This window comes from Duganella sp. LjRoot269 (genome assembly GCF_964254095.1).
GTDB classification, from domain to species: Bacteria; Pseudomonadota; Gammaproteobacteria; order Burkholderiales; family Burkholderiaceae_D; genus Rugamonas; species Rugamonas hordei.
The window spans coordinates 6,011,948-6,026,057 of the sequence record NZ_CAXUSL020000001.1; the positions used below are offsets into that span (position 1 = coordinate 6,011,948).

Genomic DNA, 14,110 nt, shown 5'->3' on the forward strand with positions numbered 1-14,110 from the left:
GGCCCCCGGCTTAAATGATTTCCAGCTCGGCGCGCAGCGAACCGGCGGCCTTCATCGCCTGCAGGATGGCCAGCAGGTCCTGCGGCGTGGCGCCGATGGCGTTGAGCGCCTTGACCACGTCGGCCAGCGAGGCGCCGCCCTTGACCAGCATGACCTTGCCGCTGTCGGCCTTGATGCCGACCTGCGGGTTCTGCGTGACCACGGTGCGGCCGCCCGACAACGGGTTCGGCTGGCTGACCTGGGTGTCGGCGGTGACCGAAATCGACAGGTTGCCGTGCGAGATCGCGCAAGTGTCCAGCGTGACGGCGCGGTTCATCACCACCGAACCGGTGCGCGCGTTCATGATGACCTTGGCCGGCTGCTCCGCCGGATTGACCTGCATGTCCTGCAGGGTGCCGATGAAGGTCACGCGCTGGTCGCTGCCGCTGGGCGACTGCACGCGGATCACGCGGCTGTCCAGCGCGTAGGCGATGCCGGGGCCGTACTTGTCGTTGATCGCTTCGACCACGCGGCTGGCGGTGGCGAAGTCGGCGGTGTTCAATTCCAGCTTGATGAAGTTGCCCTCGCCCAAGCTGGACGCGACCGCGCGCTCGACCGTGGCGCCGCCGGAAATCTTGCCGACGCTGAGGTGGTTGACGGTCAGCGAACTGCCGCCGCCACCGGCGCCTCCGGCCTGCACGCCGACGCCGCCGACCAGCACGTTACCCTGGGCCATGCCGTAGACCTGGCCGTCGGCGCCTTTCAGCGGCGTCATCAGCAAGGTGCCGCCGCGCAGGCTCTTGGCGTTGCCCATCGACGACACGGTGATGTCGAGCGTCTGGCCCGGCTGCGCGAACGGCGGCAGCGACGCCGTCACCATCACGGCGGCGACGTTCTTCAATTGCAGCTGCGTGCCCTGCGGCAGGTTCACGCCCAGCTGCTGCAGCATGGAGACCACGCTTTGCACGGTGAACGGGGTCTGCGTGGTCTGGTCGCCGCTGCCGTCGAGGCCGACGACCAGGCCGTAGCCGATCAGCTGATTCTGCCGCACGCCGGCGATGCTGGCCAGGTCGCGCAGGTGCTCGGCGCGGCTGAACGGCGCCAGCAGGGACAGGCACACCAGCAGCGCGGCTTTGAGTTGGGAAGTTTTCATGATGGTCAGAAAGGCAGCAGGCTTTGGAAGAAGCGCGAGGCCATCGAGGCCATCTCGGCGCGGTCGATCTGGCTGTTGGTGCGGTACTCGACGCGGGCGTCGGCCACGGCGGTCGATTGCACGGTGTTGCCGGTGGCGATGTTGTCCGGGTTGACCATGCCGGAGAAGCGGATGAATTCCACGCCCTTGTTCATCGCCACCTGTTTTTCGCCGGCGACGATCAGGTTGCCGTTGGACAGCACCTCGACCACGGTCACGCCCATGGTGCCGGTGAAGGTGTTGCTGGCGGACTGGTTGTCGCCGTCGGCGTACTTGCTGTCGTTGGTCACCGACAGCGGATTGCCGAAGGTCGATTGCAGCGGCTTGGGCATGGTCGCGCTGACGCTGCCGGACTTGTTGCCCGAGCTGGCGCCGGCCTTGACGGCCGAGGTTTTCTCGGTGATGACCAGGGTCAGCACGTCGCCCACGTGGCGCGCGCGGCGGTCTTCGAAGATCGGGCGGAACGCGGCGTTCTGGTAGATCGCGCCGTTGCTCGGCGCGGCGGCCAGCTGCTCGGTGTTGAGCGGGCGGGCCGACATCGGCATTTGCACGATGGAGGTCGGCGTGGTCATGCAGCCGCTCAGCAGCAGCAAGCAGGTGACGGAGGTGATGGAAGTGAAGACATATTTCATGATCATGGTCCTTGCAGTGCGTTACAGCTGCGAGAGCTTCTGCAGCATCTGGTCGGAGGTCGTGATGGCCTTCGAGTTGATTTCGTAGGCGCGCTGGGTCTGGATCATGTTGACCATTTCCTCGACCACGTTGACGTTCGACGTTTCCACATAGCCTTGCAGGATCACGCCGGTGCCGTTGGTGCCCGGCGTATTGGCTTGCGGATTGCCGGAGGCGCCGGTTTCCACGTACAGGTTCTCGCCCTTCGATTCCAACCCGGTCGGGTTGATGAAGGTCGACAGCTGGATGCTGCCGATCTGCTGCGGCGCCACCTGGCCCGGCAAGGTGACCGACACCGTGCCGTCGCGGCCGACGGTGATCGATTGCGCGGTGATCGGGATGGTGATGGCAGGCTGCAGCACGAAGCCGCTGGAGGTGACCATCTGGCCGTTATTGTCGCGCTGGAAGGAGCCGTCGCGGGTGTAGGCGGTGGTGCCGTCCGGCAGCAGCACGTTGAAGAAGCCGTTGCCGTTGACCATCAGGTCTTTATCGTTGCCGGTCGACTGGGGATTGCCTTGGGTGTGCACGCGCTCGATCGCCACCGGCCGCACGCCGGTACCCAGCTGCATGCCCGACGGCAGATTGGTCTGCTGCGACGACTGGCCGCCCGGCTGGCGGATGTTCTGGTACAGCAAGTCCTCGAACACGGCGCGCGACTTCTTGAAGCCGTTGGTGCTGACGTTGGCCAGGTTGTTGGACGTCACGTCCAGCGCGGTCTGCTGCGCTTCCATGCCGGTCTTGGCGATCCACAGTGAACGTATCATGATGCTTCTCCCGTTGCTTGGACGGGAGCCGTCAAAAGCGACAGCTACTCATCCCACGCAACCATTATGCGGGAGAGGTCATCAACTCAAAGCGAGGATCTGGGTGGCTTTTGCGGCGTTATTCTCGGCGTTCTTCAGCAAACTCATTTGCATTTCGAACTGTCTTGCCAGGCTGATCATGTTGACCATGGAATCGACCGGATTGACGTTGCTGCCCTCGAGCGCGCCGTCGACCACGCGCACCGCCGGGTCGTTGTCGGCCGGCAGGCCGCTGGTCTGGCGGAACAGGCCGTCGTCGCCGCGCACCAGGCCCTTGGGGTCGGGATTGACCAGCTTGATGCGCCCCAGCACGTTGGCCGGGCCGGGCTTGAAATCGGTGGAAATGGTGCTGACGGTGCCGTCGCCGGCCACCATCACCGTCACGTCGGGCGGGATGGCGATCGGGCCGCCGTCGCCGACCAGGGTCTGGCCGCCCGAGGTCTGCAGCAGGCCGTTCTCGCTGATCTTCAGGCTGCCGTTGCGGGTATAGGCTTCCGAACCGTCGGCCGACTGCACCGCCAGCCAGCCCTGGTCACGCACCGCGATGTCGAGCGGGCGGCCGGTGGTCTGGATCGGGCCGGCACGCATATCGGCGCCGACCGTCGAGTCGACCACGAAGGCGCGCGTCGGCAAGCCCTCCGACACCACCGGCACCGCCCGAAAACTGTCGAGCTGTGCGCGGAAGCCGGTGGTGGTGGCGTTGGACAGGTTGTTGGCAACGGTGGCTTGCTGCTCCATCACGTGCCGCGCCCCTGTCATCGCGGTATAAACCAGGCGGTCCATGGCTATCTCCGATTAACGCTGTGCATTACCGCAGATTCACCAGCGTCTGCAGGATCGAATCCTCGGTCTTGATGGTCTGCGCATTGGCCTGGTAGACGCGCTGCGCGGTGATCATGTTGACCAGTTCGGCCGTCAGGTCGACGTTCGAGGTTTCCACCGAGCTGGCGCGCAGCGAACCCATTGAGCCGGCGTTCGGCACGCCCACGCTTGGAGGACCCGAGGACGAGCTTTCCGCCCAGGCGTTGTTGCCCAGCGGGGTCAGGCCGTCGACGCTGGAGAAGTTGGCCATCGCGATCTGGCCCATCGGGCGCGACTTGCCGTTGCTGTACTGGCCCAGGATCACGCCGTTCTCGTCGATCGCGTAGCGCTGCCAGGAACCGGCCGAGTAACCGTTCTGGGTCGAGCCCAGGTCGTTGGTGACGCTGCCGTACTGGGTGGTCTTGTCGAAGGTGGTGCTGACCGTCATCGGCTGCTGGGCGCCGGTGTCGGGGAAGATCGGCAGCTGGATCTGGAACGGCAGCGTTTGCGGCACGGTCGCCAGCGCCATCGCTTCCGGATCGAGCGAACCATTCTTGTTGAACAGCAGCGTGCCGGCTTTCACGGCGGGCACGGTGATGGCGGCGGCCAGCTTGGCGTTGATGGCGTCCGGCGTCATGCCGGTGATCGAACCGCTGCCGGTCGGGTCGAGCGCGGTGGCCGCGGCGGCCAGCGCATCGAGCTGCGCCTGGGAGGCGGCGGCCGGCGGCGTGCTGGCGGCGGTGGTCATCGCGGCTGCGGCGGCGATCGCATAGGCGCCGGCGGCGGCGGCGATGGCGGCCGGATCCGGCGGCGTGGCGCGCACGGCGTCGTTGTACAGCGCGCGGGCGTCGAGCGTGGGCTGGTCGGTGTTGATCGCGGCGGCCACGCCGGCCGAGACGATTTCCTTGTTGTCGGCGGCGGCGTAGACGTCCCAGGTGTTGGCGTCGGTCTTGACGTAGTAGGTCGTCATGATGTGCGACGTGCCCAGGCTGTCATACACGTTCAGCACGGTCTGCTTGTTGTAGCTGGTCGGATCGCTGGCATCGAACGGGATGGTGGCCGGCACTTTCTCGGCCGAGCTCAGATTCAGCTGGAAGTTCGCTTCGGTGGTTTGCACCGGCGTCAGGTCGGACTTGTCCAGGGTCAGCGGCACCGGCGCGCCCAGCTGGATCACGCCGGCCGCGTTCGACAGGTAGCCGGTCAGCTGGGCGCCCTGGGCGTTGACCAGGGTGTGGGTGTTATCTTCATGGAACTGGCCGTTGCGCGAATACTGCACCGCGCCGTTGACCACTTCGCGGAAGAAGCCGCCGCCGTTGATCGACACGTCCAGCGGGTTGCTGCTGGTTTCGATATTGCCCTGCGTGAACTGCTGGGCCAGCTTGGCCGTCGTCACACCGATACCCGGGTTGTTGCCGGATACGCCGTTCAGCGAATTGGCGTACAGGTCGGCGAACTGCGCCTGCGAACTCTTGAAACCAACGGTGCTGGCGTTGGCGATGTTGTTGCCGATGACGTCCAGCGATTTGGATGCTGCGTTCAGGCCGCTAAGTCCTTGTTGGAACATGGTATTCCCCTATGCTAGGTGTGACTGCTTTACAAAACTTCTTTGACTTCGGACATCGTGTACTGCCCGAGCGAGGTATTCAGTTTGACGCCGCCGCTGCCGGTCGACACGCTGGCCACGGCAGCGAGCTGCAGCGGCGTCGAGTCGGTCAGCGTCTTGCCGGCGCTGACGGCCTTGACGGTGAAGGTGTAGCTGCCGGCCGGCGCGGTGGTCTTGCCGTCGGTGGTGCCGTCCCAGGTGATCGGGTAGGTGCCGACGTCGGCATTCTTCATGGTCATCGTGCGCACCGTGGTGCCGGCCTTGTCCTGGATCGCGATCTCGACGCTTTCGGCGGGCGAGGCCAGGTCGAAGCCGAACACGCTGCTGCTGGTGGTCTTGCCGGCGTCGTCGGTGCTGCTGGCCAGTTCGATGCCCTTGCCGGCGATCAGCACGCCCTTGCCGATCAGGTTGGTCGCGGTCAGCGATTGCGCGCTGGCCTGGTCGGTGCGCAGCGATTCCAAGGTGGCGTTGACCTTGTTGATGCCGGTCACGGTCGACAGCTGGGCCAGCTGGCTGGTCATGGCCGCGTTGTCCATCGGGTTCAGCGGATCCTGGTTCTTCAGCTGCGTCACCAGCAGCTTCATGAACTTGTCCTGGTCCGCGCCGACGTCGTCCGTCGCGGTGCTGCTGGTGGTGGTGGGCACGCTGTTGGTGGCCGCCGCTTTGGGCGTATCGATCACGCCTCCGATTAAACTCATGATGACCTCTTAATTAAGACTGACCGATGGTCAGTGTTTTCAGCAACAGCGTCTTGGCCGCGTTCATGGTCTCGACGTTGGTTTGATAGGAGCGCGAGGCCGACAGCATGTTGACCATCTCGTCGACCACGTTGACGTTGGGCATGGTCACATAGCCCTTGTCGTCCGCCATCGGATGCTTGGGGTCGTACATCTGCTTCATCGGCGACTGGTCCTCGACCACCTGCTTGACCCGCACGCCGGTGGAGGCGCCGCCATCGGTCGGCGTGGTGGCCTCGAACACCACCTGGCGCGCGCGGTAGGCCTCGCCGCTGGCGCTGGTGGCGCTGTCGGCATTGGCCAGGTTGGACGCCACCACGTTCAGGCGCTGCGCCTGCGCGCTCATGGCCGAGCCGGAAACATTAAAAATATTAAACAGCGACATGATCAGCTACCTCCCTGTATCGCCGCCATCATGGTCTTGATCTGGGCGTTGATTGCGGTGATGCCGGCCTCGTAGCGGACGGCGTTATCGGCGAACTGGTTGCGCTCGACGTCCATGTCGACCGTGTTGCCGTCGACGGCCCCCTGCACCACGCCGCGGTACAGCAGCGGCGTGCCGTCCGCCATCGTGGTGCCGTCTTGCCGGGGGTTGGGGAAATGCTTGCCGGCGGTGGTCTTCAGCGTGGCGTTGGCGCTCGGGCTGGCCTTGTCCAGCGCGGCCTGCAGCGCGCTGGTGAAGTCGATGTCGCGGGCCTTGTAGTTGGGCGTGTCGCCGTTGGCGATGTTCGAGGCAAGCACGGTCTGCCGCTGCGAGCGCAGGCTCAGCGCGGCTTCGTTGAAACGCATGTAATCGTCGAGTTTCCCAACCATGACATCCCCCAATGGACGAACTTGTTATGACAGGATCGATGATACGGAGGTCTTCCTGGTAACCATCGGGCGATAAGCACATGCTTTTCGGTCCTATTCAAGGCTTCAAGTTCAGGCCGCCAGAATATGATGGCAACATTGAAGGGGAAACCTACGCCATGAAATCAAGCCGACTCTTACTTCCCGCCGCCCTGCTCACGCTGACCGTGGCGGCGCACGCCCAGCCCGCCTATCAGGACGCGGCCGCGCTCAAGCGCACCGTCGAGCAGTTCCTGCAGGTGCAGAGCGGCGGCCTGCCCGGCCAGGTGACGGTGACCGTGGGCGCCATCGACCCGCGCATGAACCTGGCCGCCTGCCCCGATCCGCAAGCTTTCTTCATGCCCGGCGCGCGCGCCTGGGGCAAGACCACCGTCGGCGTGCGCTGTGCGACACCGGCGGCCTGGACGGTATATATTCAAGCCAACGTCACAGTGGTGGGCGACTACATCGCCAGCGCCGCGCCGCTGGCCCAGGGCCAGGCCATCGCCGCCAACCAGCTGGTGACCTTGAAGGGTGATTTGACAATGTTGCCTGCAGGTATAGCCACCGACATGGCGCAGGTGATCGGCCGCAGCACCAATATTTCGCTGCCGCCGGGCACCCCGCTGCGGCTCGACACGCTGCGCAGCAAGCCGGTGGTGCAATCCGGACAACTGGTGCGGCTGGTGTCCAGCGGCAACGGCTTTTCCGTGTCGGCCGAGGCGCGCGCCATGAGCACGGCGGGCGACGGCCAGGTGGTACAGGTAAAAACTTCCGGTGGGCAACAAATCACCGGGATCGCCAAGGCGGGCGGGCTGGTGGAGGTGGCGTTCTGACGGGCGCCAGGGGTCTGGAGCAAGGGGCGGCGCTAAAGTTTTGCGGGACGCCGCCGTTACATACTCAGATCCCGGAGTTTCGTACTCCTACCCGAGAAGGATATGGCTGTGAAAATTAACGATACATTAAAGAGCACGACCGGCTTGCCGTCGTCGACGCCCGCTTCGACCTCGACCGCGCGCGGCGCGGACAAGGCGGCGGCACCGTCGACCGCGGCAACCTCGGACAGCGTGCGCCTGTCGCCCCAAGGGCAGGCATTGGCGGCCAGTGCGGCCAGCGGCAACGGCGCGGTGTTCGACACGAAAAAAGTCGAACGCATCAAGCTGGCGATTGCCGATGGCCAGTTCCAGGTCAACTCGGAAAAAGTGGCGGATGGCTTGCTCGATACGGTCAAGGATCTGCTGCACTCAAGGAAACGATAGGACCATCATGTCAACCGCTACCCCGCTGAACAGCCTGCGCGAAGAACAACAGATCATGACGACCCTGCTGGGCGTCCTGAAGCAGGAGCAGCAATACCTGGTGGCGGCGGACCTCGACAGCCTGACGGCCGTCACGACCAAGAAATCGGCCCTGGTCACGCAGATGACCTTGTTGTCCGCCCAGCGCCACCGCGCCCTGGGCAAGGCCGGCTACCCGGCACAGGAATCGGGCATGGATGCGTGGATCGCCGCCAGCGGCGCCGATGCCGCCGAAGCGGCCCCGCTGTGGAAAACGCTGCTGGAGCAAAGCCGCGAAGCCAAGGAACTGAACCGCATCAACGGCATGTTGATCAACAAGCAGATGGGCCATACGCAGGGAGCCTTGCAGGCGTTGCGTCCGCAGGGCGGCGCGGCGAATAATTTCTACGGCCCCGGCGGCATGTCCACCACCCTGCCCCGCAGCCGCGGCTTCCTCGCCGGCTAAGCTTCTTACTTTCCTTATTGCGCCGGCGCCTGCGTCGGCAATTCCGTTACCGTATCCGGCAGTCCCGACAGTATCGTCACCGCCACGCGGCGGTTGCGCGCGCGGCCGATCGCGTTGTCGTTGGACGCCACCGGCACGTTCGAACTGAAGCCGACCGCGGTCAGGCGCTCCGGCGCCACGCCGGCGTCGATGAACAGCCGCACCACGCTGCTGGCGCGCACCGCCGACAATTCCCAGTTGGACGGGAACAGCGCGTTGCGGATGGGCTGATTGTCGGTATGGCCCTCGACCTGCACATTGTGCTCGTCGTTTTTCAGCAGGCCGGCGACGGCGCGCAGCGCTTCGGTCGACTCATTGGTCAGGCGCGCGTCGCCCGGATCGAACAGCACCGAGGCGTTGATCTCGACGCTGACGCCGCGGCTGTTCTGCGTCACGCGCACCTTGCCCTCCTTGACCAGCGGCGCCAGCGTGGACAACAAGTCCTGCGCCAGCTTGGTCATGTGCTCTTTTTCCTTGCGCAGCATCTCGGTGCGGCGCTTCAGGCCTGGATTGGGGATCGGCAGGTTCTGGATCTGCGTGTTAATCGGCTGTGCCGCGCCAGCGCCGCCGAAGGCATCGCCCAAGGCGTCGGAGAAAACCTTGTATTTTCCGATATTGACGGAGGAGATCGCGTACATGACGACGAAGAACGCGAACAGCAGCGTGATGAAGTCGGCGTAGGAGATCAGCCATCGCTCATGGTTCTCCGGTTCGTCGTCGAACTTCCTGCGCGCACGCCGGTACTGCATGTCAGTGCTCCCGCAGCAGCGTGGCGATGCGTTCGTCGATGACGCGCGTGTGGTCGCCGGTGGCGATGTCGTAGAACACGGCGGCGGCGATTTCCTGCTGGTGCACTTCCTGCGTGACGATGGCCTTGAGCTTGTTGGCGATCGGGTAGAACAGCAGGTTGGCCAGCCCGACGCCGTAGATCGTCGAGACGAAGGCGACCGCGATGCCGGAACCGAGCTTGCTCGGATCGGTGAGGTTTTCCATCACGTGGATCAGGCCCAGCACCGCGCCCAGGATGCCGATGGTCGGCGAGTAGCCGGCCGCCGATTCCCAGATGCGCACCGCCTGTCTTTCCTCGGTTTCGTAGGCGGTGATTTCGGTGTCGAGGATCTGGCGCAGCTTGTCGGGATTGATGCCGTCGACGATCAGGCGCAGGCCCTTGGTGTTGAACTGGTGCTTGGAGGCGAGCATGTAGCGCTCCAGCGACAGCAGGCCGTCGCGGCGCGCGGCCAGGTTCCAGGCGTTGATGTCGCGCGCCAGCACGGCGCGGGTGTCGGCCGGCGGCGCGAACACCAGCCGCAGCATCTGCAGGCCGCGCACAAAGGTGCGGAAGCGGGTCTGCAGCAGCACGGCGCCGAAGGTGCCGACCACCACGATCGCAAACGCGGCCGGCTGCAGCAGCGAAGAGAGCTTGCCGCCTTCAAGCGACTGGCCGATGACGATGCCGGCCAGCGCCAGCAGCACCCCGGCTACGCTGGCCCAGTCCAAGACCGCTCCCGGAGTGAGGCGCGCAGGCGCGCCACGGCTTGCGTGTGCAGCTGCGACACGCGCGATTCCGATACGCCCATCACGGCGCCGATTTCTTTCAAGTTGAGCTCCTCCTCGTAGTACAGCCCCATCAGGATCTTCTCGCGCGGCGGCAACGCGTCGATGGCGTCGATCACGGCCTGGCGGAAGTCGCCGTCCAGCAGCGAGCGCAATGGGTCGCTGTCTTCATCCGAGCAGTAACGGTCGAGGAAGCTGTCGTTGCCGTCGTCGTCGTGGAAATCCTCGTAGTACACCAGCTGGTGGCCGCCGCCGTCGGACAGCATTTCCTGGTAGTCGGCCAGCGACAGCTTGAGCATCTTGGCCACTTCCGACTCGGTCGGCGGATGGCCCAGGCGCTGCTGCAGGGTGCTCATCGCGGTCTCGATCTTGCGCATGTTCTGACGCATGGAGCGCGGCAGCCAGTCGCTGTTGCGCAGTTCGTCGAGCATGGCGCCGCGGATGCGCAGCACGGCGTAGGTTTCAAACTGGGCGCCATGGGTTTCCTCGTAACGGCTGATGGCGTCGAGCAGGCCGATCATTCCGGCTTGCACCAGATCGTCGACTTCGACGCTGGGCGGCAGTTTCGCCTTCATGTGATGGGCCAGGCGCTTGACCAACGGCATATGCTCCGTCAGCAAAGAATCCTTGTCCGCTTTCCCTTTGACCGTGTACATAGGCTGTTTTTGTGTTAATTGAGCGCCAAAATAATGCTGTTACTCCTCAAGGAAACGCCTTCTATTGGAATGAAGGCGAGCCAGCCAGCGCGAAGCGCCCCGCCAGTTGACGAAACGCCACCGAAGCCCCGGCCAGCGGAAACGCATCGACCACCGCACGCCCCAAGCGTGCCGCGCGCTGCAGGTATTCATCCGCCGGCACCGATCCCATCGAAACGAGGTTCACGGCGAGGTATCGGCTGGCTGCCTGTGCCATATTATCGTATACCACCTTTGCCTCCGATTCGGAAGCCCCGGTGACCAGAATTCCGAATGGACGGCGTCCCAGCTCCTGGTTCAGGCGCTTGATCATACTGTACGCGGCCTTGATCGAGGTAGCGCTATTCGATACCTGGACCACGATTTCCGAACTGGCCATGACCGGCACCGGGAAAGCCTCGCCGTCGAATTCGCCGTCGACGATGACGATGCCGGTCTGCTTGGCCAGCACGTCGAAAGCCTTGGCAAGGCGGCGGGTTTCGTCAGGGCCGCAGCGCGGCTGGCCGCGTGTCATCGACGCCACAGCGAAGCCTTGCGGCACCTGGTGTATCACCTGATTCAGTCCGCATTCCTGGCGCGCCACGTTGAGCAGGCTGGCGCCGCCGTCGACGCCGAGGCGCGAGGCCACGCCGTGGGCGCTGGCGCAGGCGTCGACCAGCAGCACGTCGTTGCCGGCGCGGGCCAGCGAGGCGCCCAGGTTGACCAGCATGGCGCCCTTGTCATCCTGCGGGGTGGCCGACAAAAAAGTGACGATGCGGGGCTTGGGCCCCGCCAGCATGCGGCGCAGTCCCTCCGCCTGGTCGAAATCGAAATTAGCCAAGGTGCACCTCGCGCAGCGCGCCGGCGTTGCCCGCATTGCTCATCAACAGCGGCAGTTCGGCGTCCAGGTATTGGCTGTTGACGACGTCGCGCTTCAGCTTGAAAGCGCGGTCGATCAGATAGGCCGGATCGGCCAGGTGCAGGTCTTCCGGCACGCGCTGGCCGTTCGACACGTAGAACAGGTTCAGTTTCTGGCGGATCACCACGTCCAGCACGTTGCCGATGGCGGCCGCTTCATCGAGCTTGGTCATGATGCAACCGGCCAGGCCGCTGCCCTGATACGCGCGCACCACTTCGTTCAGGGTTTCCTGGGTGGCGGTGGCGTTCAGGCACAGCAGGCGCTTGACGTCGGAGCCGGCGCCTTGCAGCATCGACACCTGCTCGGTGACCATCTGGTCGCGCTGGCTGACGCCGACGGTGTCGATCAGCACCGTGTGCTTGTTTTTCAGTTCCTTCAACGCGATACGCAGGTCGGCCTCGTCCTTCACCGAGTGCACCATCACGCCGAGGATCTTGCCGTAGATGCGCAGCTGCTCGTGGGCGCCGATACGATAGGCGTCGGTGGTGATCAGGGCCAGCTTGTCCGGGCCGTGGCGCATCACGCAGCGCGCGGCCAGCTTGGCGGTGCTGGTGGTCTTGCCGACGCCGGTCGGGCCGACCAGCGCGAACACGCCGCCCTGGTCGATCAGCGCTTCTTCGTTGGCCATGGTCGACAGGTTGCGGGTCAACACGGTCTTGATCCAGCGCAGGCTGTCGGCGGCGTCGCGGTTGGCGGGCATCTTGTCGAGCAGGTAGCGCGCCAGGCTGGCGGAGAAGCCGGCGGCCAGCATTTCGCGCAGCACGGCGGCTTTCTGCGGTTCGCGCGCCTGCGTCGCGCCCCAGGAGATTTCGGCCAATTGGGTTTCCATCATGCCGCGCATGGCGCGGATTTCGCTCATCATGCCGTGCATTTCGGCGGCGGCGTTTTCCTTGGCGCTGGCGACGGCGGCGGCCACCATCGCGGCGATCTGGTCGACGTCGACCGATGCCTTGGCCGGCGCTGGCGCGGCAGCGGCGGCGGCCTTGGTGGCGGTGGCGAACGACGAAGCCGAAGCCACCACGCGGCGCACCGGTTGCGCTGGCAGGGATGGCTGGGCGGCTGGCGCCGGCGTCGGGTAGTTGGTTTCCATGCGCGGCTCGAAGCGGGAATCGGTACGCGATTCCATGCGCGGTTCCATGCGTGACTCAAAGCGCGGCTCGATACGCTGGTCGGCGCGGCCTTGCGGCACGGCGGTATTCAGGTCGAGCGACGGCGCCGGATCGGCCATCGGCGTATGGGGCGCCGGCATGGCCAGCGAGGCGGCATCGTCGTTGGCGAGGGCGAGAATTTCAACACCACCGTCGGCCTGGCGGTTGGACAGGATCACGGCATCGGGGCCGAGCGATTCGCGGACTTTGCGCAGCGCTTCGCGGGACGTCGGTGCGGTAAATTTTTTCACGTTCATGGCCGTCTCTCAGGGAACTGGATGGAGCAGCGCGTCTTCCGGATGAGACGCCTTTACTCGACAGTGCCATTATTGACGATGCACTCTGGAAACGATCCATTGAACAGGGGGGCAAATGGGCCGCATTTCGCTATTGCGGCCGGGGCGGCCTAGCCGCTCCGAAAAACCTCGGCCAGCGACCGCGCATCGACAAAGTTCGCGCCCCAGACGGACAGTTGTTCCGCGGTCGCCGTAGCCAACCGCTCCCGCACATCCCCACCGAGCTCGCCGAAGCGCCTTGCCAGCAACTCGGCAAGCAACTCCGCCCGCCCTTCTTGCCGTCCTTCTTGCCGTCCTTCTTCCAGTCCTTGTTGCATGCCCTTTTTCATGCCAATTTCCATGCCTATGCGCTCTATCGAAGACAGGTAAGTCATGGTCTTCCTCCTTTCCATTTGCAGGATGCCCTCCCGCAATCGTGCTTCAAGTCCCTGTGGCAAACGCATGATCCAATCGATCACTCGGTACAAATTAATAATACGCTGCTTGCCCCAGTCACGCTGATACAAAAGCTTGGTCAGGCGCCACTTGGCGATGCGCCGCCGATGGATGCTATTCCGGGTCTGCCGCGCTTGCAGATAGGCCACGGTAACCAGTGCAAAGGGATTCGGATGCATCTCCAACTCAGCGATCCGATCGGAAAAATCCCCCAGTTTGACGACAGGAAATCTGATCCCCATTTCGCTGCCAAGCAGGCGGTAACCGAACGTATCCGGTCGCCAGCGCTTGCTATCATCCGTCAACAACGCCAGGCTGGCGACCGCGCGGCGATAGCGATCATAAGCGCGATAATTGTAGACAAATATGCGCTCGGCAAAATCGCGGTCATGCCAGCCCTGCACCTCCAAGTGCACCAGCACCCACTGCTGCCCGCCATCGACCAGATGTACGCTGACCAGCTTGTCGAGCAAGCGCTTGCCCAGCTCGGCATCGCGGGTCAGCGCCGCAAACTCCTGGTCGAGAAAGGTGTGCGGCTGCGACCACTCGATGGCCGCGTGCGCCAAAGGAAAATAGAATGCCATGAATTCCGGAAAGTGGTGCGTAACCACTTCCTTCCACGGCGTGTCGTAGTCGTCGTTGTCCATGCGAGCAGTCTAGGCCGCCCGCATGGATGCGTCCGCG

17 protein-coding genes are annotated in these 14,110 nt (G+C 64.5%); 3 read left to right on the forward strand and 14 right to left on the reverse strand.

What is annotated here, in order from left to right:
* Nucleotides 1–10: 10 nt before the first annotated feature.
* From ACSQ3S_RS26905 to flgB, 8 genes are all read right to left on the reverse strand, one after another.
* A complete protein-coding gene (locus ACSQ3S_RS26905; protein ID WP_176654182.1) occupies nucleotides 11–1,132 on the reverse strand; it encodes a flagellar basal body P-ring protein FlgI in 1,122 nt (373 codons plus the stop codon).
* 5 nt (nucleotides 1,133–1,137) lie between these two features.
* On the reverse strand, nucleotides 1,138–1,803 hold the full coding sequence (locus ACSQ3S_RS26910) for a flagellar basal body L-ring protein FlgH (RefSeq protein WP_353403219.1): 666 nt from the start codon (nucleotides 1,801–1,803) through the stop codon (nucleotides 1,138–1,140).
* Nucleotides 1,804–1,824: 21 nt separating this feature from the next.
* On the reverse strand, nucleotides 1,825–2,607 hold the full coding sequence (gene flgG / locus ACSQ3S_RS26915) for a flagellar basal-body rod protein FlgG (protein WP_176654181.1): 783 nt from the start codon (nucleotides 2,605–2,607) through the stop codon (nucleotides 1,825–1,827).
* A gap of 81 nt (nucleotides 2,608–2,688) precedes the next feature.
* The gene (gene flgF / locus ACSQ3S_RS26920) at nucleotides 2,689–3,429 is read right to left on the reverse strand and encodes a flagellar basal-body rod protein FlgF (RefSeq protein ID WP_176654180.1); all 741 of its coding nucleotides are present in this window, start codon (nucleotides 3,427–3,429) and stop codon (nucleotides 2,689–2,691) included.
* A gap of 25 nt (nucleotides 3,430–3,454) precedes the next feature.
* On the reverse strand, nucleotides 3,455–5,011 hold the full coding sequence (locus tag ACSQ3S_RS26925) for a flagellar hook protein FlgE (RefSeq protein ID WP_353403221.1): 1,557 nt from the start codon (nucleotides 5,009–5,011) through the stop codon (nucleotides 3,455–3,457).
* A gap of 29 nt (nucleotides 5,012–5,040) precedes the next feature.
* Complete coding sequence (locus tag ACSQ3S_RS26930) at nucleotides 5,041–5,748, reverse strand: flagellar hook assembly protein FlgD (RefSeq protein ID WP_176654178.1); 708 nt, start codon at nucleotides 5,746–5,748, stop codon at nucleotides 5,041–5,043.
* A 13-nt stretch (nucleotides 5,749–5,761) separates the two neighbouring features.
* Nucleotides 5,762–6,172: a flagellar basal body rod protein FlgC gene (gene flgC, locus ACSQ3S_RS26935; protein WP_176654177.1), complete on the reverse strand. Its 411-nt coding sequence runs from the start codon at nucleotides 6,170–6,172 to the stop codon at nucleotides 5,762–5,764.
* Nucleotides 6,173–6,174: 2 nt separating this feature from the next.
* Entirely contained in the window at nucleotides 6,175–6,600 is a 426-nt protein-coding gene (gene flgB / locus ACSQ3S_RS26940) for a flagellar basal body rod protein FlgB (RefSeq protein WP_353403222.1), read from the reverse strand.
* Between the two features lie 158 nt (nucleotides 6,601–6,758).
* Here flgB and flgA point away from each other — a divergent pair, with 158 nt between their 5' ends.
* The 3 genes from flgA (at nucleotide 6,759) to ACSQ3S_RS26955 (ending at nucleotide 8,361) form a co-directional block, all read left to right on the forward strand.
* Nucleotides 6,759–7,454 carry a flagellar basal body P-ring formation chaperone FlgA gene (gene flgA / locus ACSQ3S_RS26945; RefSeq protein ID WP_436144305.1) on the forward strand — a complete coding sequence of 232 codons (696 nt, stop codon included), beginning with the start codon at nucleotides 6,759–6,761 and terminating at the stop codon, nucleotides 7,452–7,454.
* A gap of 108 nt (nucleotides 7,455–7,562) precedes the next feature.
* Complete coding sequence (gene flgM / locus ACSQ3S_RS26950) at nucleotides 7,563–7,877, forward strand: flagellar biosynthesis anti-sigma factor FlgM (RefSeq protein ID WP_176654174.1); 315 nt, start codon at nucleotides 7,563–7,565, stop codon at nucleotides 7,875–7,877.
* Between the two features lie 7 nt (nucleotides 7,878–7,884).
* Nucleotides 7,885–8,361: a flagella synthesis protein FlgN gene (locus tag ACSQ3S_RS26955; protein ID WP_176654173.1), complete on the forward strand. Its 477-nt coding sequence runs from the start codon at nucleotides 7,885–7,887 to the stop codon at nucleotides 8,359–8,361.
* A gap of 14 nt (nucleotides 8,362–8,375) precedes the next feature.
* Here the strand turns inward: ACSQ3S_RS26955 and motD are convergent, their stop codons facing one another.
* From motD to ACSQ3S_RS26985, 6 genes are all read right to left on the reverse strand, one after another.
* Complete coding sequence (gene motD, locus ACSQ3S_RS26960; protein WP_176654172.1) at nucleotides 8,376–9,149, reverse strand: flagellar motor protein MotD; 774 nt, start codon at nucleotides 9,147–9,149, stop codon at nucleotides 8,376–8,378.
* Between the two features lies 1 nt (nucleotide 9,150).
* The gene (locus ACSQ3S_RS26965; RefSeq protein ID WP_176654171.1) at nucleotides 9,151–9,897 is read right to left on the reverse strand and encodes a flagellar motor protein; all 747 of its coding nucleotides are present in this window, start codon (nucleotides 9,895–9,897) and stop codon (nucleotides 9,151–9,153) included.
* A complete protein-coding gene (locus tag ACSQ3S_RS26970) occupies nucleotides 9,879–10,610 on the reverse strand; it encodes an RNA polymerase sigma factor FliA (protein WP_176654170.1) in 732 nt (243 codons plus the stop codon). Before ACSQ3S_RS26970 ends, ACSQ3S_RS26965 begins: the two co-directional genes overlap by 19 nt.
* A 61-nt stretch (nucleotides 10,611–10,671) precedes the next feature.
* Entirely contained in the window at nucleotides 10,672–11,469 is a 798-nt protein-coding gene (locus tag ACSQ3S_RS26975) for a MinD/ParA family ATP-binding protein (RefSeq protein ID WP_176654169.1), read from the reverse strand.
* Complete coding sequence (flhF, locus tag ACSQ3S_RS26980; RefSeq protein ID WP_436144306.1) at nucleotides 11,462–12,952, reverse strand: flagellar biosynthesis protein FlhF; 1,491 nt, start codon at nucleotides 12,950–12,952, stop codon at nucleotides 11,462–11,464. The genes ACSQ3S_RS26975 and flhF overlap by 8 nt, the downstream gene beginning before the upstream one ends.
* A gap of 149 nt (nucleotides 12,953–13,101) precedes the next feature.
* Nucleotides 13,102–14,073 (reverse strand): Rpn family recombination-promoting nuclease/putative transposase, encoded by a 972-nt coding sequence (locus ACSQ3S_RS26985; RefSeq protein WP_436144307.1) that lies wholly within the window; start codon nucleotides 14,071–14,073, stop codon nucleotides 13,102–13,104.
* Nucleotides 14,074–14,110: the final 37 nt, after the last annotated feature.

What these genes read in the sequence shown, in the direction of transcription:
- ACSQ3S_RS26905 (WP_176654182.1), bottom strand. Translation starts at nt 1,132, where the DNA reads ATGAAAACTTCCCAACTCAAAGCCGCGCTGCTGGTGTGCCTGTCCCTG.
- ACSQ3S_RS26910 (WP_353403219.1), bottom strand. Translation starts at nt 1,803, where the DNA reads ATGAAATATGTCTTCACTTCCATCACCTCCGTCACCTGCTTGCTGCTG.
- flgG (WP_176654181.1), bottom strand. Translation starts at nt 2,607, where the DNA reads ATGATACGTTCACTGTGGATCGCCAAGACCGGCATGGAAGCGCAGCAG.
- flgF (WP_176654180.1), bottom strand. Translation starts at nt 3,429, where the DNA reads ATGGACCGCCTGGTTTATACCGCGATGACAGGGGCGCGGCACGTGATG.
- ACSQ3S_RS26925 (WP_353403221.1), bottom strand. Translation starts at nt 5,011, where the DNA reads ATGTTCCAACAAGGACTTAGCGGCCTGAACGCAGCATCCAAATCGCTG.
- ACSQ3S_RS26930 (WP_176654178.1), bottom strand. Translation starts at nt 5,748, where the DNA reads ATGAGTTTAATCGGAGGCGTGATCGATACGCCCAAAGCGGCGGCCACC.
- flgC (WP_176654177.1), bottom strand. Translation starts at nt 6,172, where the DNA reads ATGTCGCTGTTTAATATTTTTAATGTTTCCGGCTCGGCCATGAGCGCG.
- flgB (WP_353403222.1), bottom strand. Translation starts at nt 6,600, where the DNA reads ATGGTTGGGAAACTCGACGATTACATGCGTTTCAACGAAGCCGCGCTG.
- flgA (WP_436144305.1), top strand. Translation starts at nt 6,759, where the DNA reads ATGAAATCAAGCCGACTCTTACTTCCCGCCGCCCTGCTCACGCTGACC.
- ACSQ3S_RS26955 (WP_176654173.1), top strand. Translation starts at nt 7,885, where the DNA reads ATGTCAACCGCTACCCCGCTGAACAGCCTGCGCGAAGAACAACAGATC.
- motD (WP_176654172.1), bottom strand. Translation starts at nt 9,149, where the DNA reads ATGCAGTACCGGCGTGCGCGCAGGAAGTTCGACGACGAACCGGAGAAC.
- ACSQ3S_RS26970 (WP_176654170.1), bottom strand. Translation starts at nt 10,610, where the DNA reads ATGTACACGGTCAAAGGGAAAGCGGACAAGGATTCTTTGCTGACGGAG.
- flhF (WP_436144306.1), bottom strand. Translation starts at nt 12,952, where the DNA reads ATGAACGTGAAAAAATTTACCGCACCGACGTCCCGCGAAGCGCTGCGC.
- ACSQ3S_RS26985 (WP_436144307.1), bottom strand. Translation starts at nt 14,073, where the DNA reads ATGGACAACGACGACTACGACACGCCGTGGAAGGAAGTGGTTACGCAC.